The 25,161-nt window shown below is 68.9% G+C and carries 17 protein-coding genes and 1 riboswitch; of the genes, 6 read left to right on the top strand and 11 right to left on the bottom strand.

What is annotated here, in order from left to right; translation table 11 throughout:
* Window positions 1-47: 47 nt before the first annotated feature.
* Window positions 48-2,204, top strand: coding sequence for an elongation factor G-like protein EF-G2 (locus A5692_RS08050; protein ID WP_068054394.1), 2,157 nt, complete (start codon window positions 48-50; stop codon window positions 2,202-2,204).
* Window positions 2,205-2,208: 4 nt separating this feature from the next.
* Here the strand turns inward: A5692_RS08050 and A5692_RS08045 are convergent, their stop codons facing one another.
* Complete coding sequence (locus A5692_RS08045) at window positions 2,209-3,801, bottom strand: FadD7 family fatty acid--CoA ligase (protein ID WP_068054392.1); 1,593 nt, start codon at window positions 3,799-3,801, stop codon at window positions 2,209-2,211.
* A 253-nt stretch (window positions 3,802-4,054) separates the two neighbouring features.
* Between A5692_RS08045 and oxc the strand changes: the two genes are divergently transcribed.
* Window positions 4,055-5,767 (top strand): oxalyl-CoA decarboxylase, encoded by a 1,713-nt coding sequence (gene oxc, locus A5692_RS08040; protein WP_068054390.1) that lies wholly within the window; start codon window positions 4,055-4,057, stop codon window positions 5,765-5,767.
* On the opposite strand, the gene A5692_RS08035 is transcribed toward oxc, so the two are convergent.
* Window positions 5,751-6,683 carry a LysR family transcriptional regulator gene (locus A5692_RS08035; protein ID WP_068054508.1) on the bottom strand — a complete coding sequence of 311 codons (933 nt, stop codon included), beginning with the start codon at window positions 6,681-6,683 and terminating at the stop codon, window positions 5,751-5,753. The genes oxc and A5692_RS08035 overlap by 17 nt on opposite strands.
* Window positions 6,684-6,875: 192 nt before the next feature.
* On the opposite strand from A5692_RS08035, the gene A5692_RS08030 reads away from it, so the two are divergent.
* The 3 genes from A5692_RS08030 to A5692_RS08020 all read left to right on the top strand — a co-directional run bounded on the left by A5692_RS08030 (window position 6,876) and on the right by A5692_RS08020 (window position 12,307).
* Window positions 6,876-7,631 carry a L,D-transpeptidase family protein gene (locus A5692_RS08030; protein ID WP_068054387.1) on the top strand — a complete coding sequence of 252 codons (756 nt, stop codon included), beginning with the start codon at window positions 6,876-6,878 and terminating at the stop codon, window positions 7,629-7,631.
* A gap of 128 nt (window positions 7,632-7,759) precedes the next feature.
* Complete coding sequence (gene car / locus A5692_RS08025) at window positions 7,760-11,341, top strand: carboxylic acid reductase (RefSeq protein WP_068054384.1); 3,582 nt, start codon at window positions 7,760-7,762, stop codon at window positions 11,339-11,341.
* A gap of 21 nt (window positions 11,342-11,362) precedes the next feature.
* Window positions 11,363-12,307, top strand: a complete 945-nt coding sequence (locus A5692_RS08020; RefSeq protein ID WP_068054381.1) for an NADP-dependent oxidoreductase — start codon at window positions 11,363-11,365, stop codon at window positions 12,305-12,307.
* Here the strand turns inward: A5692_RS08020 and A5692_RS08015 are convergent.
* Together A5692_RS08015 and A5692_RS28120 are read right to left on the bottom strand one after the other, a co-directional pair.
* Entirely contained in the window at window positions 12,299-14,053 is a 1,755-nt protein-coding gene (locus tag A5692_RS08015; protein ID WP_068054377.1) for an NRAMP family divalent metal transporter, read from the bottom strand. The two genes, A5692_RS08020 and A5692_RS08015, sit on opposite strands and share 9 nt — an antisense overlap.
* Window positions 14,054-14,072: 19 nt before the next feature.
* Window positions 14,073-14,282 (bottom strand): hypothetical protein, encoded by a 210-nt coding sequence (locus tag A5692_RS28120; protein WP_082962457.1) that lies wholly within the window; start codon window positions 14,280-14,282, stop codon window positions 14,073-14,075.
* 268 nt (window positions 14,283-14,550) lie between these two features.
* Window positions 14,551-14,725, bottom strand: a riboswitch (M-box (ykoK) riboswitch).
* 126 nt (window positions 14,726-14,851) lie between these two features.
* Here A5692_RS28120 and A5692_RS08010 point away from each other — a divergent pair.
* Entirely contained in the window at window positions 14,852-15,511 is a 660-nt protein-coding gene (locus A5692_RS08010) for an O-methyltransferase (protein ID WP_068054505.1), read from the top strand.
* A gap of 3 nt (window positions 15,512-15,514) precedes the next feature.
* Here A5692_RS08010 and A5692_RS08005 read toward each other — a convergent pair whose 3' ends face one another.
* The 7 genes from A5692_RS08005 to A5692_RS07975 form a co-directional block, all read right to left on the bottom strand.
* Window positions 15,515-17,518 (bottom strand): acyltransferase family protein, encoded by a 2,004-nt coding sequence (locus A5692_RS08005; RefSeq protein ID WP_068054374.1) that lies wholly within the window; start codon window positions 17,516-17,518, stop codon window positions 15,515-15,517.
* Window positions 17,519-17,752: 234 nt separating this feature from the next.
* Entirely contained in the window at window positions 17,753-18,961 is a 1,209-nt protein-coding gene (locus A5692_RS08000) for a CaiB/BaiF CoA-transferase family protein (protein WP_068054371.1), read from the bottom strand.
* Complete coding sequence (locus A5692_RS07995) at window positions 18,954-19,883, bottom strand: SDR family NAD(P)-dependent oxidoreductase (protein ID WP_068054367.1); 930 nt, start codon at window positions 19,881-19,883, stop codon at window positions 18,954-18,956. The genes A5692_RS08000 and A5692_RS07995 overlap by 8 nt, the downstream gene beginning before the upstream one ends.
* Complete coding sequence (locus tag A5692_RS07990) at window positions 19,883-21,724, bottom strand: NAD(P)/FAD-dependent oxidoreductase (protein ID WP_068054364.1); 1,842 nt, start codon at window positions 21,722-21,724, stop codon at window positions 19,883-19,885. The genes A5692_RS07995 and A5692_RS07990 overlap by 1 nt, the downstream gene beginning before the upstream one ends.
* Complete coding sequence (locus A5692_RS07985) at window positions 21,721-22,893, bottom strand: LLM class flavin-dependent oxidoreductase (RefSeq protein ID WP_068054361.1); 1,173 nt, start codon at window positions 22,891-22,893, stop codon at window positions 21,721-21,723. The genes A5692_RS07990 and A5692_RS07985 overlap by 4 nt, the downstream gene beginning before the upstream one ends.
* Window positions 22,890-24,260, bottom strand: coding sequence for an SRPBCC family protein (locus tag A5692_RS07980; RefSeq protein WP_068054360.1), 1,371 nt, complete (start codon window positions 24,258-24,260; stop codon window positions 22,890-22,892). The genes A5692_RS07985 and A5692_RS07980 overlap by 4 nt, the downstream gene beginning before the upstream one ends.
* A 15-nt stretch (window positions 24,261-24,275) precedes the next feature.
* On the bottom strand, window positions 24,276-25,136 hold the full coding sequence (locus A5692_RS07975; protein WP_068054357.1) for an SDR family NAD(P)-dependent oxidoreductase: 861 nt from the start codon (window positions 25,134-25,136) through the stop codon (window positions 24,276-24,278).
* Window positions 25,137-25,161 lie beyond the last annotated feature (25 nt).

Here is a 25,161-nt window from a genome sequence, read left to right as displayed (position 1 = left end):
TGGGGCGCCCCAGCGGTGATGCGGCCGGGGAGAACTGGAGGAACGTCATGGCGGACAAGGCGAACGCTGCCCAGGGCGCGGCGGCCGCTCCGATCGCGAAGGGTCCCGGCGAGGTGCGCAACATCGTCCTCGTAGGGCCCTCGGGCGGCGGCAAGACCACCCTGGTCGAGGCGCTGCTGGTCGCCGGAGGGGTGCTGACCAGGGCGGGCTCGGTGACCGACGGCAGCACCGTCTGCGACTACGACGACGCCGAGATCCGCCAGCAGCGCTCGGTCGGCCTCGCCATTGCCTCCCTGGCGCACGACGGCATCAAGATCAATCTGGTCGACACGCCCGGCTACGCCGACTTCGTCGGCGAGCTGCGGGCCGGCTTGCGCGCCGCCGACTGCGCGCTCTTCGTGATCGCGGCCAGCGAGGGTGTCGACGAACCCACCAAATCGCTGTGGCAGGAATGCGATCAGGTCGGCATGCCCCGCGCCGTGGTGATCACCAAGCTCGACCACACCCGCGCCAACTACTCCGAGGCGCTGGCGGCCGCGCAGAACGCGTTCGGCGACAAGGTGTTACCGCTTTACCTGCCGACCGGCATGCCGTCCTGCGAAGGCCTGATCGGGTTGCTGTCGCAGACGCGTTACCGATACGCCGGCGGCCGGCGGACCACCCAGCCACCCGATCCGTCCGACGCCGCCCGAATCGAGGAGGCCCGCGGGACCCTCATCGAAGGCATCATCGAGGAGTCCGAGGACGAGTCGCTGATGGATCGCTACCTCGGCGGTGAGTCCATCGACGAGGCGGTGCTCATCGAGGACCTGGAGCGGGCCGTCGCCCGGGCCTCCTTCTTCCCCGTGATCCCGGTGTGCAGCAGCACCGGCGTCGGCACGTGTGAGCTGCTCGAGGTCGCCACGCGCGGTTTCCCCTCGCCGATGGAACGCCCGCTCCCGGAGGTATTCACGCCACAGGGCGCCCCGCACGCGACGCTGACCTGCGATCCCGGCGCGCCCCTGCTCGCGGAGGTGGTGAAGACGACGTCGGACCCCTACGTCGGACGGCTCAGCCTGGTCCGGGTGTTCTCCGGGACCATCGGGCCCGACACGACGGTTCATGTGTCGGGCCATTTTGCGTCGTTCTTCGGCTCGGTCAACGGGAACGGCAGCACGCATCCCGACCACGACGAAGACGAACGCGTCGGCGCCCTGTCCTTTCCGCTGGGCAAGCAGCAACGGCCCGCCGCGGCCGTGGTGGCCGGCGACATCTGCGCGATCGGCAAGCTGAGCCGCGCCGAGACCGGCGACACCCTCTCAGACAAGGCGGAGCCGTTGGTGCTCAAGCCGTGGACGATGCCCGAACCCCTGCTGCCGGTCGCGATCCAGGCGCACGCCAAGACCGACGAGGACAAGCTGTCGGTCGGGCTGGGCCGGCTGGCCGCCGAGGACCCGACGCTGCGCATCGAGCAGAACCCCGAGACCCACCAGATCGTGTTGTGGTGCATGGGCGAAGCCCACGCCGGCGTCGTCCTCGACGCGCTGGCCAACCGGTACGGCGTCACCGTGGACACCGTGGAGCTGCGGGTCCCGTTGCGCGAGACGTTCGGCGGCAAGGCGAAAGGCCACGGCCGGCACGTCAAGCAATCGGGCGGGCACGGCCAGTACGCGGTGTGCGACATCGAAGTGGAGCCGCTGCCGGAGGGCGCCGGATTCGAGTTCCTCGACAAGGTGGTCGGCGGGGCGGTGCCGCGGCAGTTCATCCCGAGCGTGGAGAAGGGCGTGCGCGCGCAGATGGAGAAGGGCGTGCATGCCGGCTACCCGGTGGTCGACATCAGGGTCACGCTGCTCGACGGCAAGGCGCACAGCGTCGACTCCTCGGATTTCGCGTTCCAGATGGCCGGGGCCCTGGCGTTGCGCGAGGCGGCCGCGGCGACGAAGGTGAGCCTGCTCGAACCCATCGACGAGATTTCGGTGCTGGTACCCGACGACTTCGTCGGCGCGGTGATGGGCGACCTGTCCGGTCGTCGCGGCCGGGTGCTCGGAACCGAGACCGCGGGCGAGCGCACGCTGGTCAGGGCGGAGGTGCCCCAGGTCGAGTTGACGCGCTACGCGATCGACCTGCGCTCACTGGCCCACGGGGCCGCGTCGTTCACCCGCACCTTCGCCCGCTACGAACCCATGCCGGAGGCCGCGGCCACCCGGATGAAGGCCACCGTCTGAACCGTCACGCCCCGCTCCCGAACCGCTGGGCGACGGCGCGGCGGTCCAGCGACCCTTTCGCGGTGTGGGGTAGCTCCGCGGCCTGCTGGAAACTGGCCGGCACCTCGAAGGGCGCGAGCCGGTCGCGGGCGAACGACTCCAGTTCGTCCGGGCTCGGTGCGACGGATCCCCGGGGGACGATCACCGCGGCCACCGTCTCGCCGTACAGCGTGTCGGGCATGCCGAAGACGGCCACCTCCAGCACGCCGGGATGGCTGCCGAGCACGCCCTCGACGCGTTCCGGGGAGATCTTCTCTCCGCCCCGGTTGATGAGTTCCTTGATCCGGCCGCGGATGACCAGCTCGCCGGCCGCCGACAGGGTTCCCAGGTCACCCGTGCGCAGCCACCCGTCGGTGAAATTGGCGGCGGTGATCGCCGGGTCGCCGAGATAGCCCCGGACCACGGTGGGGCCGTGCAGCCACACCTCGCCGACCTCCCCCGGCGGCACGGGCCGCCCGTCGGGCCCGACGACCCGGATCTCCGGCCCGGTCGACCGACCGACCAGACCCGGCGTGGCGGCGGGGTTTTCGGTGTGGCCGATCTCGGTCGTCGCCACCTGGTGGGTGGCCTCGGTCATGCCGAAGGCGCACACCACCGGGGCCGAGAAGGTGTCCTGCAGCGCCTGCGCCGTTTCGGCGGTGAGCGGGGCGCTGCAGCTGCGGATGAAGCGCAACGCGGGGTTGCCCGCTTGGTCGGTGCCGGCCCGCTCCAACAGGATTTGGTGAATCGTCGGGACCGCGGTGTACCAGGTGGCGCGGACGGCGTCGATGTCGTCCCAGAAGGTGTGCGCCGAGAACCGTCCGCGGGCGGGCAGCAGCACCGTGCCTCCGGACACCAGGGTCGCCAGCAGCGCGGCGAGCAGCCCGTGACCGTGGTAGAGCGGCATCACCGCCACGGTGGCGTCCCGGGGGCCGAGCCTGTATCCGGCGATGATGGCGTGCACCGAGCCGGCGATGTTGCCGCGGGTCCACGGAACCATCTTCGGCACCCCGGTGGTTCCGCCGGTGAACATGATCATGGCGTCGTCGTCTCGCAGGCCCTCCGGCGTCGAAAACTCTTGTGCGGGGCCGGCGGTGGTGTCCACGTCGACGGTCGGAGCACCGCCCGCGCCGCCGGGCGTCACCGCGAGTGGCCACCACGGCAGGTGCCGTCCCTCGTCGCCGGCGGGTGCCGCGCCGTCGATGAGGACCGCCCTGGCGCCCACGGCCTCGCTGCGAGCGCGCTGCTCCCCGACCGGTAGGGCCGGATCCAGCGGGACGGCGACCAGGCCGGCCCGGGAAGCCGCCAGCAGCCCGACGACGAACTCGGCGTTGCTTCCGGAGCGCAGGGCGACGCGGTCGCCCGGGCGCAGCCCGCCCCGGGCCAGCTGCCCCGCGAGGTCGTCGGCCAGCCGGAGCAGATCGCGGTAGCTGACCGGCACCCGATCGGAGGTGACGACCAGCGCGGGCGCCTCCGGGGATCGGCGCCCCGCCTCCTCGACCAGATCGGTGATGCGCGGCCCCGGTGTCTGGGCTGAGCCCGTGCCGCCGATGATCTCTTCCGGCCTCGTCGTCCTCATGCCGCGGTCCCTTTCGCCCTCGTCTCGATAAGCATCTGCTCGAACCATGCACGGCGGCCTTACCGCCCGTCCAATAGTGGTTCGCTCACGACCGATAATCCCTGACTATCGACGCCACCGAACCCCGCGCTGCCAGCGCCGATAGACGGCGTGAATCGCGGCATAGCGGCTCCGTCTTGGACACCAGTCGGGTGGCCGCGTCAGAGTAAGGACCGAGCCTTTACTTCAGCGGAACCACACGAGGAGTCGCCCCATGACCGCGTCCACGCGTTTGATCGACGGCTTCCATCTGGTGGTGGAGGCGCTCAAGGCCAACGACGTCGACACCATGTACGGGATCGTCGGCATCCCGATCACCGACCTGGCCCGCGTCGCGCAGGCAAAGGGAATCCGTTACATCGGCTTCCGCCACGAGGCCTCGGCCGGCAATGCCGCGGCCGCCGCCGGATTCCTGACCCGCCGGCCGGGCGTCTGCCTGACGACATCCGGACCCGGGTTCCTCAACGGATTGCCCGCGCTGGCCAACGCCACCGCGAACTGCTTCCCGATGATCCAGATCTCGGGGTCCAGCAATCGGGCCCTGGTCGATTTGCAGCGCGGCGACTACCAGGACATCGACCAGCTCAACGCCGCACGGCCGTTCGCGAAGGCGGCCTATCGGATCAGCCGGATCGATGACATCGGGCGCGGTGTCGCGCGCGCCGTCCGCACCGCGATCTCGGGCCGCCCCGGGGGCGTCTACCTCGACATCCCCGGTGACGTGTTGGGGCAGGCGATGGACGCCGCGGCGGCCGCGGACACGGTCTGGCGGATCGTCGACCCGGCGCCACGCCAGCTGCCGGCGCCCGATGCCGTCGAACGCGCACTTCAGCTGCTGGCGCATGCGCGGCGGCCGTTGATCGTGCTCGGTAAGGGCGCGGCATACGCTCAGGCGGACACTGTGATTCGCGAGTTCGTCGAGGCCACCGGGATTCCGTTCCTGCCGATGTCGATGGCCAAGGGGCTGTTGCCGGATTCCCACCCGCAGTCCGCGGCGGCCGCGCGCTCCCTGGCCATCGCCCGGGCGGACGTGGTCCTTTTGGTCGGCGCGCGGCTGAACTGGCTGCTGGGCCACGGAGATTCGCCTCAATGGTCCGCCGACACCCAGTTCGTGCAGGTCGACATCGCGCCGTCGGAACTCGACAGCAATCAGCCGATCGCGGCGCCCCTGGTCGGCGACATCGGCTCGGTGATGTCGGCGCTGCGCGAGCGCGTCGCCGCCCACCCGATCACGGTGCCCGCGGACTGGGCCGCGGAGCTGGCCGAGCGCACGGCCCGCAACGACGCCAAGATGCGCGAACGCCTGACCGAGGACCCACATCCCATGCGCTTCTACAACGCGCTCGCCGCGATTAGAGCTGTGCTGCAAGATAATCCGGACGTCTATGTGGTCAACGAGGGAGCCAACGCGCTGGACCTGGCCCGCAACGTCATCGGTATGGAGGCGCCGCGGCACCGGCTGGACACCGGAACCTGGGGCGTCATGGGCATCGGCATGGGTTATGCCATCGCCGCCGCCGTCGAAACGGGCCGGCCTGTCGTCGCGGTCGAGGGTGACAGTGCATTCGGCTTCAGCGGCATGGAAGTCGAGACGATCTGCCGCTACCGGCTTCCGGTGACCGTGGTCATCCTCAACAACGGCGGCGTCTACCGCGGCGACGAATCCCCCAACGGCCACGATCCGGCCCCCACCGTATTGAACGCCCGGGCGCGTCATGAGCTGATCGCCCAAGCCTTCGGCGGCAAGGGATATCACGTCACCACCCCGGCGGAATTGCGGTCGGCGCTGTCCGAGGCGATCGGCTCCGGGATGCCGTCGGTCATCGACTGCGAACTCGACCCCGCGGCGGGAGTGGAAAGCGGGCATCTGGCGAACCTGAACCCGACCAGCGCGGTCGGGGCCGGAAAGGTCAGTGCCGGAGGGTGATTCGCGACAGCTGCGCGTCGAAGAACTCGTTCAGCGACAGCTCCTCGGCGGAGGCCGCGAGCGCCCGGGCGATCGGTGATCCCGGTCCGGCGGAATTGGTGGCCAGGACGATGTCGGCCCTGAGCAGCGGATCCACCAGCTCCACCGCGCGGACCTCCGGTCCCAGCGGCGACGTCCACAACCAGGTGTGCGGGACGATGCACGCCCAATTTCCCGCGGCGACCTGAGCTAATAACGAGGCTACGGAGTCGGTTTCGACCTGCGGAGTCACTTCGATGGCGTGGTCGGCGAAGGCCTTGTCGATGATCTGGCGATCCCGCATGTCGGGGCTGAGCAAGGCCAGTGGCAATTGCGCCGCCTCCGGCCAGGTCATCGTCGGCGCGGCGGATCCCAGCATGTCCGCGGGCGACAACAGCACGTAGTGCTCTTGGTACAGCGGCACCAGGTTCATGTCGTGCGCCTCGTCGGGCGCCGCGTGCACGATCGCGGCGTCCAGTTCGAATTCGCGGAGCCGCCGGTACAGTTCGCTGCCCGCCAGCCGGGAAAGGATGTGCACCTTCGCCAATGGGTGCGCCGAGCAGAACGCCGAGAGCACCAAGGAGGCCGTAGTGGAGGCGGTGGGCACCGTGCCGAGGCGCAGCATGCCGGTGATGCCCGAGCGCACCGCGTGCACCTCGGCCTTGAAGGCGTCGTGCTCGGCGAGAATCCGCCTGGCCCACACCACCAACCGCTCCCCTTCGGGTGTGAGGCCCTCGAAGCTGTGCCCGCGGTTGATCAGCGTGACGTTCAGTTCGCGCTCCAGCTTGGCGATCGCGGCGGACAGCGCGGGCTGCGACACGAAGCACTTTTCGGCGGCCCGGGCGAAGTGGCGCTCCTGCGCGACCGCAACAAAATACTCCAGCTGTCGGAAGAGCACCCGCACCTCCTCGGCCCAGGGAGTTTCGCTGAGGCTAACGTCTTCCCGGCTCGCCAGCCAGTCCCGCGAGCCGATGACCGGATCGTGTTCGTGCTGCCCGGCGAATCGCCAAATGTTTGCTGAAAGTGGCAATGCAGGAACAGCCGGTAGAATACGGTTGTGTCAATCGCACCATCTCGAAGGGCGGGCGCTATGCGTCGAGGTGTTCGTTATCTGTCTGTTATGGTCGCGATCACGGCGATCGGCCTCATCGGATCGACCGGCCGTAGCCACGCTTCCATCCCCGCACCGCAACCCGCCCCCTCGGTTGCCTCGGTTTTGCCGGCTAACGGTGCGGTGGTGGGCGTCGCGCATCCGGTCGTGGTGACGTTCACGGCGCCGGTCGGCGATCGCGCCGCCGTCGAGCGGTCCATCCACGTCGCCTCGCCGAGCAACACGCCCGGACACTTCGAGTGGGTCGAGGACAACGTCGTGCAGTGGGTGCCCGACCGGTACTGGCCCGCGCACACCCACGTGTCGGTCGGTGTTCAGGCCCTGACGACGGGCTTCGACACCGGAGACGCGCTCCTCGGTGTCGCCAGCATCTCCGCGCACACGTTCACCGTCAGCCGTAACGGCGAAGTGCTGCGCACCATGCCCGCCTCGATGGGCAAGCCCAGCCGGCCCACGCCGATCGGCAATTTCACCGCCCTGGAGAAGCAGCGCACGGTCGTCATGGACTCGCGGACCATCGGGATCCCGCTCAGCTCGCCCGAGGGATACAAGATCACCGCCCAGTACGCCGTGCGCGTCACCTGGAGTGGCGTCTATGTGCACTCGGCGCCCTGGTCGGTCGACTCCCAGGGCTACGCCAACGTGAGTCATGGTTGCATCAACCTGAGTCCCGACAACGCCGCCTGGTACTTCAACCAGGTGAACGTCGGCGATCCCATCCAGGTCGTCGCCTGACGCCGGATCCCGCGCCGCGCATACGGCGCATTCGACGCCGGTGTGACGACGGTCACAACGTTTGAACGGAAGACTGGCCCGCGGCGGTGAGTTCTCGGTAGACGAGGATCCGAAGCGGGAGGCTGGCGATGACGGGTGAAGCGAAGCGAGAGTCAGCCCTTGCGGGTTCGAGCGGTACGGCGCGGGAACGGGTGGCCGATCGCATCCGCAGGCTCGACGCCGTCGACGAACAGTTCCGCACCACCAAGCCGGACACCGCGGTTCAACAGGCGGCGCGCGAGCCGGGGCTTCGCCTCCCGCAGATCCTGCAGACCTTCATCGAGGGCTATGCCGATCGGCCGGCGCTGGGCTGGCGGGCGCGCTCGCTGGTCACCGATCCCGCAACCGGCCGCACCACGGCGCAGCTGCTGCCCCGGTTCGACACTCTCAGTTATCGCGAGCTCTGGGCCAACGTCGCGGCGATTGCCAGCGCCTGGCGCGGCGACGCCGCCGACCCGGTGGCGCCCGGAGATTTCGTCGCCACAGTCGGTTTCGCCAGCGCCGAGTACCTGACCCTCGACCTGGTCTGCGGGTATCTCGGGCTGGTGGCGGTGCCGCTGCAGCACAACGCGGCGGCGTCGCGGTTGCAGCCGATCGTCACCGAGGTCGAGCCGCGGGTACTCGCGGCGGGCGCGGGCTACCTCGACCTCGCCGTCGAGGCGGCGCTGGGCAGCGCGTCGTTGCGGCGCTTGGTGGTTTTCGATTACTCCCCCCAAATCGACGATCAGCGCGAGGCTTTGGAGCGCGCGCGGGCGAAGCTGTCCGCCGCGGGGATGACGGTGACGATCGAGACGTTCGACGAGCTGATCGGGCGCGGCCAAACCCTGCCGCCCGTGCCGGCGTACAGCGGTGGCACCGACGAACGCCTCGCCATGATCATGTACACGTCGGGCAGCACCGGACTGCCCAAGGGCGCCATGTACACCGAGCGCATGCTGTGCAAGCTGTGGACCAACGAGCTGATGCCCGAGTTCGCGGACACGCCCGTGCTGAACGTCAACTTCATGCCGCTCAATCACCTCGGCGGCCGGATACCGCTGTCGACCGCGTTCCAAGCGGGCGGCACCAGTTACTTCGTTCCCGAGAGCGACCTGTCCACGCTGTTCGAAGACTGGAACCTGGTGCGCCCCACCGAGATGGGGCTGGTACCGCGGGTCGCGGAAATGCTGTACCAGCGTTACCAGAGCGCCGTCGACCGGCGCGTCTCCCGGGGAGCCGACGCGGAGTCCGCCGGCGCCGAGGCGCGGACGGAGCTGCGCGAGCAGGTGCTGGGTGGACGCATCGTCACCGCCTTCTGCGGCACGGCGCCCCTGGCCGCCGAGATGCGGAGTTTCGTCGAGACCTGCCTGGGCGTGCACGTGCTCGACGGCTATGGCTTGACCGAGGTCGGGATGGTGACCAAGGACGGCAGGATCGCCCGGCCCCCGGTGCTGGGCTACAAGCTCGTAGACGTTCCGGAGCTGGGCTACTTCCTTACGGACAAGCCCTTTCCGCGGGGTGAGCTGCTGGTCAAGTCGCTGACCGCCACGCCCGGATACTTCAAGCGCCCGGACGTCACCGCCAATGCCTTTGACGCACAGGGCTATTACCGGACCGGGGACGTGATGGCCGAGCTGGAGCCGGACCGGCTGGCCTATGTCGATCGGCGCAACAACGTATTGAAGCTGGCCCAGGGCGAATTCGTGGCCGTCGCGCGCCTGGAGGCGGTGTTCAGCAGCGCGGCCCTGATCCGCCAGATCTTCGTCTACGGCAACAGCGAACGCCCTTACCTGTTGGCCGTCATCGTGCCGACCGCCGACGCGCTGGAACGATTCGCCGACGATGCGGACGGGCTCAGGGCTGCGCTGGGTGAATCACTGCGCCAATCGGGGAAACTCGCCGAGCTGCAGTCCTATGAGGTGCCGGTCGACTTCCTCGTCGAATCCGAACCGTTCAGCGAGGACAACGGGCTGCTGTCGGGAGTGGGCAAGCTGCTGCGGCCAAAGCTCAAGGAGCACTATGGCGACCGGCTCGAGCAGTTGTACGCGGACCTGGCGGACAACCGGGCGACCGAGCTGCGGGCGCTGCGCGAGGGCGCGGCCGACCGTCCGGTGATCGACACGCTGGTGAGCGCCGCCGAGGCGCTGTTGGGCCTGGCGGGCGGCCGGCCGGACCCGGCCGCGCTGTTCATCGAACTGGGTGGAGATTCCCTGTCGGCCTTGACCTTCTCCAACCTGCTGCAGGACGTCTTCGATGTCGAGGTCCCGGTGGGAATGATCACCGGCCCGGCGACCAGCCTGGGTCAGCTCGCGGAATACGTCGCGGCCGAGCGCACGTCGGGGTCGCGCCGGCCGACTTTCGCCACGGTGCACGGGCGGACCGCCACCGAGGTCCGCGCGGCCGACCTGACCCTGGACAAATTCATCGACGCCGAAACCCTTGGCGCCGCGGCGCGCCTGCCGCGTGCCGCGGGCACGCCGCACACGGTCCTGTTGACCGGCGCCAACGGCTACCTCGGCCGCTTCCTGTGCCTGGAATGGCTGGAGCGCCTCGCGGAGACGGGTGGAAAGCTCGTCTGCATCGTCCGCGGCGTGGATGCCGCGGCGGCCGCCACGCGACTGGAGGACGTCTACCGCAGCGGTGATCCCCGCCTGCTCGAGCGGTTCCGCGAGCTGGCGGCCGACCATCTCGAGGTGTTCGCCGGCGACATCGGTGAGCCCGGCCTGGGACTGGACCGCCCGGCATGGGACTTCCTCGCCCGCAACGTGGACCTGATCGTGCACCCGGCGGCGCTGGTCAACCACGTCCTGCCCTACGACCAATTGTTCGGTCCCAATGTCGTTGGCACCGCGGAGGTTATCCGCCTGGCGATCACCGAACGTGTCAAGCCGGTAAGCTATCTGTCGACCGTGGCGGTGGCCATGTCCGTGGCAGAGTTCACCGAGGACGGCGACATCCGCTCGTCCAACCCGGTGCGGCCGATCGACGACACCTACGCCAACGGGTACGCCAACAGCAAGTGGGCCGGCGAAGTGCTGCTGCGGGAGGCGCACGACCTTTGCGGGCTGCCCGTCGCCGTCTTCCGGTCCGACATGATCCTCGCCCACAGCCGCTACGCCGGCCAGCTCAACGTCCCGGATGCGTTCACCCGCTTGATCTTCAGCTTGCTGGTCACCGGCATCGCGCCGACGTCCTTCTACCAGGCCACCGACACCGGCGGCCGGGCGGTCGCCCACTACGACGGGCTGCCGGCCGATTTCGTGGCCGAAGCGGTGACCGCGCTCGGCGAGCAGATCGCCACCGTCGCCGAGGATGCGGCGGCTACCGAGACGTTTCGCTCCTACGATGTGATGAACCCGCACGACGACGGCGTCTCCCTGGACGTGTTCGTGGATTGGCTGATCGCCCGGGGCCACGACATCCGGCGCATCGACGATTACGACGAGTGGCTCGGCCGGTTCGGCACCGCGCTGCGGGCCCTGCCCGACCGGCAGCGCCAACATTCGGCGCTGCCCTTGCTGGACGCCTACCGGAAGCCGGAGAAGCCGCTGCGCGGCGCCCCGGCCCCGACCGAGGTCTTCCGTAGGGCGGTCCGGGCGGCCAAACTCGGTGCGGACAACGACATCCCGCACCTGACGGCGGACTTGATCGAAAAGTACGTTCTCGACCTGAGACTGCTCGGCCTGCTGTAGCCGCGACGGGAGGAGATCGACATGGCAGCTGCGGCGGCGCGCGCCGTACGGTTCGACCGGTACGGGGGGCGCGAGGTGTTGTACGTGGCCGAAGTCGACATGCCCACCCCGGGACCCGGCGAGGTGGTCGTCGAGGTCCGCGCCGCCGGGATCAACCCCGGCGAGGCCGCCATCCGCTCGGGCGCCATACACGAGAGGTTCCCCGCCACCTTTCCGTCCGGTGAGGGCAGCGACCTGGCCGGCATCGTGACCGCGGTGGGCCCGGGGGTTACCGAATTCTCTTTGGGCGACCAGGTTTTGGGGTTCAGCTTCCGCCGGTCCAGCCACGCCACCCATGCCGCGGTTCCGGTCGGCCAGCTGATCCACAAGCCGCCCCAGCTCAGCTGGGAGATCGCCGGCTCCCTCTACGTCGTCGGTGTGACCGCGTACGCAGCCGTCCGGGCGGTGGCAGCGCGGCCGGGGGACACGGTCGCCGTGTCGGCGGCGGCGGGTGGCGTGGGCGGCCTCGTCGTGCAACTTCTGGTGCTGCGGAGGGCGCGGGTGCTCGGCATCGCCGGACCCGACAACGCCGACTGGCTGCGCGCCCGCGGCGTCACCCCGATTCCCTATGGCGACGGGCTGGCCGAACGGCTGCGCGAGGCGGCACCGACCGGGATCGACGCGTTCATCGACCTCTTCGGACCCGGCTACGTGCAGCTCGCCGTCGACCTGGGCGTCGCGCCCGACCGGATCGACACCATCATCTCGTTCCAGCAGGCCGGCGAGGTCGGCGCAAAGACCGAAGGCAGCGCTGAGGCGTCGACCCCGGAGGTGCTCGCCGAAATGGCCCGGCTCGTGGTCGACGGCGCCATCGATTTCGAAATCGCGGCCACCTATCCGCTGGATCGGGTCGCCGATGCCTACGAGGAACTGGAGAAGCGGCATACCCGCGGCAAAATCGTTCTGCTGCCCAACGATTCAGAGTGATGCGGCCGGGCCCACGACACCGGCCTGCACGAGCTTGACGACCACCAACGCGACCGCCAGCACCAGGTAAGCCCGCAGGGTGAAAAGCCCCGCCCGGCGAATCGGCGACATGGCCGGGCGGGCCAGGCCGGCAAGGCTCGGGGTCTGCCACTCCATCCGGTCCTGGCGGCGGATGGCGCGGCGTTCGGCGCGCGTGAGTGTCGGGGCGTCATCGAGCTGGTCGACCTGTTCGGGGTCCAGGCCACCCCCGAGCGTCCGCACGACGGCTTCCGCGTCACGCAGCCCGGAATACCGCCGGCCGGCGATGATCACGGCGGCACCACCGCCGACGCCGATGGCCGCGCCGACGGCGAGGCCGGCCTCGATGGTGGAGGTCGGCAGGCCCGGGAAGAACGTGGTCGCCGTCAACGCCAGCGACAGCAGCACCAACGCCCACACGATCGTCCACGCAACGATGTTCTGCCGCACGCTGTTTGCCCACGGACCCAGCAACGCCCGGTCGTTGCACAGCAGCACGAGGAAGACCGTTGCCGAAGGCAGCAGGACACCGGCGAGCGCCTGCACACCCTGAGTCACCAAACCGAGGATGTGGTCGGGGCTGAACGCAACCGCGGCGGACACCGCGAGCAGCAGGGCGTAGCCGCCGTAGAACAGCGGGGCCTCGCTGATCTTCCAGTGCAGGGAGTGCCGCCTGCCCATCGCGTCGCCGATGGCATAGGTGGTCGCCAGCCCGATGGCGTTCGCCCCGATCAGCGAGGCGTCGAGCAGGATGATCGCGAACAGCGTCCCGACCGTGCCGCCGAGGTGTTGGGACAGTTCGGCCGCCACCGCACCGGCATCGGTGAAGTGGCCCGCTCCGGCCGTGCCGGCCAGACCGAATGCAGTGACGGCCATCAGCGCCGTCGCCCCGACCATTACCACGACGATCCCGATCACCAAATCCGCTCGGGCGTAGGGCATCCAGCGAGCGGTGATGCGCTTGTCCACCACGTTGGACTGCTGGAAGAACAGTTGCCAGGGCGCCACCGTGGTGCCCACGATCGCGATGATCAACAGCAGCACGGTGGAATTGACACCGCTCGTGAAGCGCGGGATCAGGCCGCCGGCAATCCCTTTCGCCGTCGGATGCACCAGCAGCACCATCGGGATGACCAGCACGTTCACCGCGATCAGCAGGAACATCAGCCCCTCCCAGCGGCGGAACGACCCCCCGGCGACCACCGCGAACAGCAGCACGGCAGCGGCCGGGATCGCGATCAGCTTGGGGCAGCCCAGGAACCCGAGCGCCAATGCGACGCCGATGAATTCGGTGACTATGGTTAAGGCGTTCAGGATCAGCAGGTCACCGACGCTGAACGCGCCCCAGAACCTGCCGAAGCGCTCGAAGATCAGCCGCGCGTGGCCGACTCGGGTGACCGCGCCGAGTCGGAGCACCATCTCCTGGTTCACGTAGAGCACCGGAATCAACAGCGCCAGCGTCCACAGCAGCGCCATCCCGTAGTTCTGCCCGGCCTGTGCGTAGGTCGCGACGCCGCCGGCGTCGTTGTCCCCCACCATCACGATCAACCCGGGACCGCTGATGACCAGCAACGTGCGCAGGCGGCGCCAGCGACCGCCGGATGCGCCGGCGCCGTCACGCCCGATACGGCCGAACGCCCCGACGATGTCGCCGGGGTGGGCGGCGCCGGGATGCGTTGGCGCGGCGGCGGTGACGGCGCCGACGGCCTCGGATGAGACTGCGGTCATGGGGTCCTCGGGGAACCCGTCACCGGTGGGCGCCGGTCGAAGGGTGTCCGCCCAGCGAGGCGGTGACTACCGCGATCGGCATCCGCGACACGTACAGGTTTGCCCGCTCCTGGGGCGTCAGGACGGTCCGCCCGTGCACCTTGGTGGCCCACAGCCGCGCCGACCGCAGCCACGAACGTCCCCGCCCCCCGGTCCGAGCGGTGAGACGGTGTGTGACAACAAAAGCCATGATCTTCTCCTTGCGGGAGTTCCGATCGGCTCAGCTCGAGGCACCCGGCGGGGACGAGCGCGCCGCTCGACGCGCACGAATGACCGAGTGTCCGTGAAAGCTCAGGCGGCAGAAGGAATGCCGGAACCGGATCGGGACAAGACGGATTTCGGATAGGGACTATCGCCCGGACTCATCTCGCCCTCACCTCCTCACGGCCGCGACACACGCGGGTGTCATCACCTGTCACCTGAACGAGAGAAGGGCGAATGCCGGCGACGTGCCGCCGGTCGCACCCCTCTCGTCGGAGCTTCGGCACTGCACGGCGTATCCGGAACTTCGTCCAGAAGCCACTTGGGCTCAACCCTTGGGTCCGGGAAGAGCTGTCCTGACCCGGGGCGTCTCTCGACGTTCGGGGTCAGTGGCCTGTGTCCATGCAGACGCCTCACCTACCGAGGTGCTTGCGAAACCCTTTGTACACCCCGGCCCGGGGCGCGTCAAACTCATTCGCGTAACCGTTGCGGCAGCTCACCGCGATCATCAGCTGCGCGGGACCGCTCGCGCGCCGCCCGCGCCCTACCCTCGACAGCATGGCCAATACTCTGCAAGATCCGAAGGTTGCATCCGTCCTCGACCGCATGTACACCGAAGCGAAGAACCAGATGTCGCTGTTGCGCCAGCGGCATGGCGATTTCGACCGGCCGATGACGGCGCAGGAACGCGCCGACGCCATGAGCGAGTTCTACATCCCGGTCACACCCGAAGCGGGCCGGCTGCTGTACGCGCTGGTGCGGGCGACCCGCCCGGCGACGGTCGTCGAGTTCGGGATGTCGTTCGGCATCTCCGCCGTGCACCTGGCGTCGGCGGTGCGCGACAACGGCTCCGGCCGGGTGGTGACGACCGAGCTCAACGAGGCCAAGATCGCCGCGGCGAAAACGACATTCGCGCAGACCGGCCTGGACGACATGATCACCGTCCTCGAAGGGGATGCGCTGGCCACGCTGGCGGGCCTGGACGGGCCCGTCGACTTCGTCTTGCTGGACGGCTGGAAGGACCTGTATCTGCCGGTGCTCGAGCTGCTCGAACCGCGGCTGTCGACCGGGGCGTTGGTGGTTGCCGACAACACCAGCGCCGCCGACACGCAGCCCTATCTCGACCGGGTGCGCGATCCCGGGAACGGCTACGTCAGCTTCAACTTCGGAGTCCGGGAGGGCGACAGCATGGAGATCAGCTGCCGCACCGGCGATTAAGGCTTAGCGCAGGGATTCCTCCAGCCACGGCGTCAACCACTTCACCCCTTCGGGGGTGAGGTGGACGCCGTCGCTGCGCACCTTGATGCCGTCGACCTTGGCGGTGTAAACGCCGTCCGGACAGAGCTTTTTGTTCAAGTCGAGGATTTGCACGCCCGGGTGGTGGGCAACGGTCTTGCGCAGCATGGTGTTCCACAGATTGACCCGGTCCGGTTGGTCTTCGGGATACAGCCGGCCGTCCGGCTTCTCGCCGCCCCGGCTGTAGGGGACGGTGGCCACCACCACTCGAACGCCGTTGGCGCTCACGATGTTCAGCGCCCGCTCCAACTCGCCGTTGAGGTAGGCATCGAAGGTGGGATCACCGATGTGGGTCCATTGCCCCTCGTTCACCCGGTCGACGGTTTCCCAGCGGCCGATGATCAGCAGCGCGACGTCCGGCTGGTCCTGGCTGACCTGCGCCGACCACCGAATCGGCCAGCCGTCGCACGCCGGCCGCTGCTCGAGGGTCTCGCCGATGTACCGGTACGGCGTGCCGCGCACCAGGCTGCAGCCGATCACGGTGTGGTCGAGGAACGCGAAACCCGGCGTCGGCGGCAGGTAGTGCATCCACGTCCACCCGATCGAATCGCCGAACACCGAAACGGTGAAGGGCCGGTTGGGATCGCGGGGCCCGGCGGGGCGGCCGCCGCCCGGAGGTGACGGGGACACCGCGGCGACCGCCGAGACGCCCGGCGGCAGGCCGACCTCACGCAGGCCGGGCCCGGTGCCCACCGGAACCACCAGCAGGGTCACCGCGGCGGCGCTGGCCACCGTGGCCGCCGCCAGCGGCAGCAGCGGCACCCGCGCCGGCCGCCAGCGCCGGATGGGTTGCTCGATCAGCCACCACGACGCCGCGGCCAGCACCACCGTCGCGCCGCACCGGGCGGCGAACAGGGGCAGCCCGGTCCAGCCGGTGCGCTCGCCGTTGAGCACCAGAAAGATTGGCCAGTGCCACAGATAGACGCCGTAGGAGATGGTGCCCAACCACACCAGGGGTGGCACCGCCAGGATGCGGGCGGCCACGCCGCGCTGCTCCAGGGCGACCGGCGCCACCACGACGACGGACGCGATCGCGACCCCGATCAGCAGACCGTGGCGGAACTCGCCGCTGCTGCCGGTGGCGTAGTGGGTCGCGACGCCGAGCCCCGCCAGGCCGGCCAACGGCAACACGCGCGCGACGCGGCGGGCCCACCGGGTCCGGATCAGGCACCAGCCCCGGTTCAGCGAGGGCCAGTCGCGAACCAGCAGGGCCGCCGCCGCGGCGCCGGTCAGCAGCGCCTGCGCGCGGGTGTCGGTGCCGAAATACACGCGGTCGCGGGTGGTGTCGGTCACCATCACCATGGCGAGTGCGGCCGACGCGAGGGCGCCGACGGTGGCGATCGCGAACGTCGCGAACCGGACGCCGCCGACGGTCGCGCGGGTGAGGCGGCGCCTGGCCCGCGCGGCCAACAGCAGCGTCACCGCGATCAGCAGCACCGGCCAGACGAAGTAGTACTGCTCCTCCACCCCGAGCGACCAGGTGTGCTGCAGCGGCGAGGGCGGGGCACCCTGCGTGAAGTAGTCGGTCTTCTGGGCGACGAACCGCCAGTTGGCCATCCACACGAACGCCGCGATCGCGTCGTCGCGCAGGCCGGTGAGGGATCGCTCGGGCAGGAGTTGGCGGGCCGCGGCTACCGTGAGCACCATCAACACCAGGGCGGGCAGCAGCCGCCGCGCGCGGCGAATCCAGAAGCCGGCCAGCTCGATACGCCCGGTGCGGCCCAATTCGTCCAGGAGCAGCGAGGTGATCAGGAATCCGCTGAGCACGAAGAACACGTCGACACCGATGAATCCGCCGCCAACACCCGGGATGCCGCCGTGGCCGAGCAGCACCAGCGCGACCGCTATCGCGCGTAACCCGTCGAGCGCTGGAATTCCGCTGCGCCGCTCCGGTTTATCCCAGATCGCCAGGCGACCGGCCCGCCGCACGGGCGCGACCCAGCGGGGCCGCCGAGCCCGACGAGCCGGCGCGGGATGGGCCCCGCCCGGCTCGGTGCTTGCTGTCAGCGCGCCGTAACTACCATCTCGCCCGGCGCCATGGTTGATGCCGATACGTCGCTGCCCCTCCTGTTGAGTTCAGCAAGCCAGCCTAGAGGCGCGGCCGCCGGATCGACCGGAGAGACACGCGAAGACGCGCTTCGCTTTTGGAAGGCGCCGCGCGTGCTATACGGGCCCGGCCGGCTTCACCTCGGCGTTCACATCGACGACGGCCAGGCCCAGTTCCTCGAGAACCTCCTGGGTGTCGGCGCCGAGCTCCGGCGCCGGGCCGGTGACACGTCCCGGTGTCCGGGAGAACCAGGTCGGCACGCCGGGGAACCGCACCGGGCCGTGTGGCGTGGGCACCGTCTCGAAGAAACCGACGGCGTTGAGATGCTCGTCGTCGAACAGGGTCGCCGGACTCGACAGCGGCGCGGCCGGTATCTGCAGTTCCCGGAACAAATCGAGCCACTCCTGGGTCGTCCGCTGCGCCATCGTCTCGGCCAGCAGTGCGTACACACTGTCGATCTGCCGCGCGCGCCGCTCGAGTGTGGCGTACAGCTCGCTCTCCCACGGGGGCCGCACCGCGTCCATGAAGGCGGCCCAGTGCTTGTCGTTGTAGATCAGCGCCGCGATGTAGCCGTCCCGGGTGCGGTACGGCCTCCGGTTCGGGGCCACCGTCCGTGGATACACCGCGGGGCCCAGCGGCGGGTCGAACATGGCGCCGTTGGCGTGTTCGACGAGCATGAACGACGCCATCGTCTCGAACATGCCGATTTCCACCTCTTGTCCCTCACCGGTGCGCTCGCGGTGGAACAACGCCATCATGGTGGCGTACAGCGCGGTCAGTCCGGCGACCTTGTCCGCCATGATGGTGCCGACGTAGCTGGGTTCTCCCGTCAACTGCTCCTGGACAAACGGCACCCCGCAGGCCGCCTGGATGGTGTCGTCGTAGGCGGGCAGGTCGCCGTTGGGGCCGCGCCGGCTGTAGCCGTAGCAGTTGGTGTAGACGATGGCCGGATTGATCGCCGCCACCTCGTCGTAGCTGAACCCCAGCCGGGCAACGGCTTTGGACCGCATCGAGTGGATGAAGACTTCGGCCCGTTCGATCAGCGCCCGCAACACGGCCTTGCCCGACTCCGACCGCAGGTCGATGGTGATGCCACGCTTGCCGCGGTTGACGTTGACGAAGACGCCGCCCATGCCGCGGGCCGGCCCCACCGACACGTAACGCGTGTCGTCGCCCTGCGGCGGCTCGACCTTGATCACGTCGGCGCCCATGTCGGCCATGATCTGCGTGCAATAGGGCCCCATCACCATCGCGGTGAGGTCGACGACGCGCACACCCGTCAGCGGGCCGCCGCGCCGGCCGGGACCGGCCGCACGACTAGGCATGGCGCGCAGCCTCCTTACGTGCCGCGGTTTCGAAGCTGTAGCGAATGTGGTCGCCGTGGCCGTCCGGAATGACCGGGAAGACCAGCGGCGCGGCCAGGTAGCGGACGGCGTCGATCTGCTCGGCCACGTCCTCGATCGACCACGACGGGCGGTGCACGCCGGGGGTTTCGGCGATCACCGCGCGGGCCACGCGACCGGCGATGGCGACCAGGATTTCCCCGGTGACCGGGCAGCTTTCGTGCGCCAGCAAGCCCACCACGGGCGCGACCAGCTCGGTGCCCATCGGCGGATAGGCCGAGATGTCCAGTCCCTCGGCCATTCTCGTCACCGCCGACGGCACGATCACGTTGCAGAGCACCCCCTCGGCGGCGCCCTCGAGCGCGACGACGTTGGACAGGCCGATCAGGCCCGCCTTGGCGGCGGCGTAGTTCGCGACGCCATGGTTGCCGTACAGGCCGCCGATCGAAGAGGTCAGCACGATGCGACCGTAGTGGGCGTCACACATGAGCGGGAAGGCGGGCCGCACCACGTGGAACGCGCCCCGCAGGTGGACGTCGAGGACGGCGTCGAAGTCCTCGTAGCTCATCTCCTTCAAGGAGCCGCGACGGACGTTGCCGGCGTTGTGGATCAGGACGTCGAGGCGTCCGTAGTTGTCCAGGGCGGCGTGGATGATCGCCTGGCCGCCCTGCGGCGTGGTGACCGATTCGGTGCACGCGACCGCGTCGCCGCCCGCCGCCCTGATCTCGCTCACCACGTCGTGCGCGGGACCGGCGTCGGCGCCGGCGCCGGTCAACGCGGCGCCGGTGTCGTTGACCACGACCTTGGCGCCCCGGGCGGCCAACAGCAGCGCATACTCCCGGCCCAGCCCCCTGCCGGCGCCCGTCACCACCGCCACCCGATCGTCGAACCTCAGTTGCGCCATCACGATCCCAGTTCTAGACCGTTCAGGTCGCCCTTGTCGCGCCATTCGGTCAGCAGGTCGCTGAACGCGTAGAACCCCGGCCCGTACGGTTCGCCAAGGTGGGAGCGGATGCCCTCGCCGCCGCCACCACCTTCGTTGTTGTAATAGCCCGGCGTGCACTCGGAGTCGAATTGGCTGTTGTCGATCGCCGTGTCCTTGATGGTTTGGCACCACTGGCCTTGGGCGGCCTCGCTGGGTTCGACGGTGGTCGCGCCGCGGGCCAGGGCCTCGGAAATGATGTAGGCGATGTGCTCGCCCTGCAATTCATAGTTGGCGGCGATGTTCGCCGAGATGCCCACCTGGGTGAACCCGGTGAAGAACTGGTTGGGAAAGCCGCGGCTCGTCATCCCGTGCAACGTCTGGTACCCGTCGTGCCAGTGGTCGAAGAGCGACACACCGTCGCGGCCTTCGATCGCGTCGATGGAATACCGCCGGCTGATCTCCGTGGTGATCTCGAAGCCGCTCGCGTAGATGATGCAGTCGACCTCGTACTCGATGCCGTTGGCCACCAGGCCCTTTTCGGTCGCCCGCTCGACACCCTTGCTGGTCGACACGTCGACCAGAGTCACATTGGGGCGATTGAAGGTCTGCAGGTAGTCGTCGTTGGTGGTCGGCCTCTTGCACAGGAACCGGTAGTAGGGCTTGAGCGCCTCGGCGGTCTCCGGGTCCTCGACCAGGCTGCCGACCCTGCGCCGCAGCCGCTCCATCACCTTGAAGTCTTCCTCGTCGCGGATGGCCATGAACTGCTCCGGCGTCATGGCGGCCGGGTCCTCCAGCGCGAGCACCCGCGCGGCGGTGTTGCGGCCCAGCTCGGTCCAGAAGTCACAGACCAGATCCGGCTGGCCCAGCGCCATCCCCTCGAAGGTCCAGGCATGGAAGTTGCGCTGCCGCTCCTTCTGCCAGCCCGGCTTCAGCGTGTTCACCCACTCCGGATCCGTCGGCGCGTTGTTGCGCTCGCCGACCGAGGACGGGGTGCGCTGAAAGACATAGAGCTGCTTGGCATGCCGGCCCAGGAACGGCACGATCTGGATGCCGGTCGCCCCGGTGCCCACCACCGCGACCCGCTTGTCGGCGAGCTTGTCCAGCCCGCCCGAGGTGTCGCCGCCGGTGTATTCGTAGTCCCAGCGCGAGGAGTGGAAGCTGTGCCCCTTGAAGTCGTTGATCCCCGGGATGCCGGGCAGTTTGGGCCGGTGGAACGGGCCGGAGGCCATCACCACGAAGCGGGCCCGGATGTCGTCGCCGCGGTCGGTGCTGATCCGCCAGCGCTTGCCGGGCTCGTCCCAGTGCAGCTCGCGGACCTGGGTCGAGAAGATCGCCGAGTCGTAGAGCCCGTAGTGCTTCCCGATGCGTCGGCAGTGGTCGTAGATCTCGGCGCCGTCGGCGAACTTCTTCGACGGGATGAAGTTCAGCTCCTCCAGCAGCGGTACGTAGCAATAGGATTCGTTGTCACACTGGATGCCCGGGTACCTGTTCCAGTACCAGACGCCGCCGAAGTCACCACCCAGCTCGATGATCCGGACGTCGTCGACGCCCGCCTTCTTCAGATAGGCGCCGCACAACAGGCCGCCGAATCCGCCACCGATCACGGCGACGTCGATGTCCGCCGAGATCGGATCACGCACCAACGGCGGTGAGTGCGGGTCGGTTTCGTAGTACCCCGCGAAGTCGTCGACCAGTTCGACGTACTGCTTGGATCCCTCCGGACGCAGCCGCTTCTCGCGCTCCCGGCGGTACTTTTCGCGTAGCGCCTCGAAGTCGACGTCGTTCGGGGTCTGCGACGGGGGGCAATCCGGGTTCGTCATGCCAGGGCGTTCTCCGGCAGCGCCGCGGCGTGCAGGGGTGCCTCCATCTTCTGAACGGCGGACAGCACCTCCCTGGCGAACAGCTCGGTGCTGGCCATCGCCTTGTCGTAGGGCATGGTGCCGAACTGGGGGACGATGGTCAGCTCGCAGAACGAGCACGCCTCCTGTGCGGCCTTGATGCGCGTGAAGATTTCCTCCGGTGTCCCGATGAGCAGGTTGGAGGCGTGGTAGCCCGGGGTCTTGGACGGCCCTTTGGCGTCACCGGTTACCGAGGAGGCGAGCACGGCCGTGGCGGTGGCCTCCCGGGCGGCGTAGGCCTCGTAGCCCTTGACGCCCTTGAAGTTCGAGGCGTCGGCGAAGCCGTAGTGCACGGTGACGTCGCGGTTGGCCGTCCAGATCCACTCCTCGGACTCCGCGGGATCGCCGGCTGTGCAGTACATGAACATCACGTTCTTCGGCTGGCAGGGTGACAGCCCCTCTTCCTTGCGGAACGTGTTGACCTTCTGCACTTCCCGTCCGGCGTCCTCGATCGGTTTGTTGCCGACGAAGAGCGGGACCATGCCGCGGCGCGCGAGTATCTCCAGTGACTCGGCCGTCGACGACGAGCTGTAGATGCGCGAAAAGAGGTCGTCGCTTCGCGGTTCGGGGCGCAGCGACATTTCGGGGACCGTGAAGATCTCGCCCTCGTAGGAGAACCGCTCCCCGGACAGCGCCAGCTGCAGGATGTCGAGGGTTTCGTTGAACCGCTGCCTGCTCTCCTCGCGGGGCACGCCGACGGCGTCGAACTCCCCCTTCGAGACTCCACGGCCGATCCCGATCGTGGTGTACCGGCCCTTGGAGAGGATGTCGAGGTAGGCGATCTGGTGCGCGAGCCGAACGGGATGCCACCACGGCGCGACGACGACGAAGGTGCCCAGGCCGACCCGCTCGGTGCGCCCAGCGAAGTAGCTCAGTGCCTGAATCGGGTTGGGCGTCATGCCATATGGCGTCCCGCAGTGTTCCGGCATCCAGATGCCGTCGAACCCGAGCGGCTCGGCCAGGTCGGCGATGGCGAGCGTCGCCTGCACGCATTCCCAGTCCGGCGTCGCGGGCGGCCGGCCGAAGTCGTGGGCGAGGACGCGCTCCCAGTCGTGCGAGTTGTGCGCGCCGAAACCAAGATTGACCTTCATCGTTGTATCTCCGTCGCTAACTTTTTCGGGGCACCGGTGCCCATATACCGGGCGAGGTTGCGGTGCAGGTTGGCGGTGCTGCGTTCCATGTACGGGTTGGGCTTGGGGCCGCGGAAGCCGTAGGACTTCATGCCCTGCTGGACGGCGGCCATATTTGAGAAGTCCTGCGGCAGCACGCTGCGCCAATTCGGGTCCTCCGGCGGTGCGTACACCCATTCTGTCTGCGGCGCTTCGCCTTTGGCGTAGAGCTCGTAGCACGAGGCCTCGAATACGCATTTGTCCGGGTCGTAGCCGAACGGCCTGGCGCTGTAGCACAGCGCGGTGGTCAGGCCCTGCCCGATCTGGAAGTTCGGGAAGATCTGCCACGCGGTGCCGCTCTTGGCCAGGTGTTCGGGATCGATGGTCGGCCACACCACGCCCCGGGCGGCGTCGTCGCGCCGCGCCGAGGACAGCCAGTGCTCGAGCACACGGCCGGCGGGGGTGTCCTCGGGCAATTCGTCGACCAGCCGGCGCGCCGCTTCCACCAGGGTCCTGGTGGTGGTGGCGTTGGTTTCCTCCAGCGTGTAGATCTGCATCTCGGCCGTCGAAATGCGCGGATCGGCACCGGTTCCCAGCCGGATCTTCGACTTCGTCTCCTCCAGCCCCTCGGGCGCGTCGTAGCCGATGTTGCTGTGTTTGCCCTGCGCCATCGCCCAGCCGCGGAAGTTGCCGAACCTGTTGAACTGCGGGTGCGTGGTGGCCACGTGGTAGGTCTCGTTGAAGGCCTCCATGGCGACCTTCCAATTGCAGTCGAAATGAAGCCATTTGCGCCATTTGCAGCGCATGTCCTGCAGGCGGAACGGATCGAGCATGGTGGCGGCGGGTTCGAGGTAGTCCCGCAGCGGCTCGCAGGCCGGGTTCATGTTGATCCAGATCCAGCCGCCCCAGGTGTCGACGTGGACCGGCGCCAGGTGGGTGTTCTCCGGGGTCAGGGCACCCTGCCAGTCTTGCCTTTCCGGCACGTGGGTGCAGGCGCCGTCCCGGTCATACGTCCAGCCGTGAAACCCGCACACGAACGATTTCTTGTGTCCGCAAGCGTTTCTCGCGCCGGCCGGGGTGTCGACCAGCCGGCGGCCGCGATGCATGCACACGTTGTGGTGGGCCTTGAGCGTGTCGGCTCCGGTGCGGATCACGACGACGGAGTCGTCGAGGATGTCGTAGGTGAGATAGCTGCCGACGCTGGGCAGCTCTTCCACGCGGCCGACTTGCTGCCACACCTTGCGCCATAGCCTGTCGCGCTCGGCGCGCACGTATTCCTCGGAGAGGTACGCCTCCACCGGGATGGTGACCGGCTCGGTCAGTTCGTCGGCCGCGCCGTTCTGTGTCATCGGGCCCCTCGCTTCCTACCCGTCCCAGCGGGTGATCGCCGCGCGGAATGATTCGTCTTTGAGGAACAACGAGGTGTTGTCGGCGCCCAGGTGCCCCCACCTGAGGTTCAATCCGCCGTCCACCAGCAGCGTCTGTCCGGTGATGTAGCTCGACAGGTCCGACAGCAGGAACAGGACGGCGCCGGCCACCTCCGCGGGCCGCCCGCGGCGACCCATCGCGATGGCGCGGCGGTCCCGCTCGGCGTCGGAGTCGACGTAGGCGCCCGACGCCGGCGTCTCGGTGACCCCCGGCGCGACGGCGTTCACGCGGATCGGGGCCGCCCCGTCCGCGAGTTCGAGCGCCATCGTGCGTGTCGCCGCGACGATGGCGGCCTTGGCCGTGCCGTAGGCGATGTGGAAGGGCGCGGTGTTCATCCCACTGATCGACGAGATCGACACGATCGAGCCCTGGCGGCCGCGGTGCTTCAGCTCCGCGGCCACGGCCTGGCTCATGAAGAACATCGTCTCCAGGTTGCGGGCGAACAGTTCTCGCCAGTCGCCGCGGGTCACCCGGGTCGACGGCATCCATGTCGAGGGATCCGCGCCGCCGGCGACGTTGACCAGTCCGTGGAGTTCACCGTCCGCGCGCCGCACGGCGTCGATCGTGGTTCGCACGCCGTCTTCGGTGGAGGCGTCGGCCACGACGGGCACCACCGAGAGCCCCGCGGTGAGCAGCGGCCCCAGGTGGCGATCGAGGTTCTCCCGCCCGCGGCTCACCGCGATCACGGTCGCCCCGGCCTCGGCGACCATGCGGGTGACCGTGGTGCCGATGCCGCCCCCGGCCGCGCCGGAGACCACGACGATGCGCCCATCCAGGCTCAGTAGGTCACCTGTCATCGAATCACGTAATTGTCCGGACAAG

The sequence above is a fragment of the Mycobacterium sp. E342 genome (assembly GCF_001667665.1).
GTDB lineage: Bacteria > Actinomycetota > Actinomycetes > Mycobacteriales > Mycobacteriaceae > Mycobacterium.
This window is presented reverse-complemented; position numbering and strand designations above follow the sequence as displayed.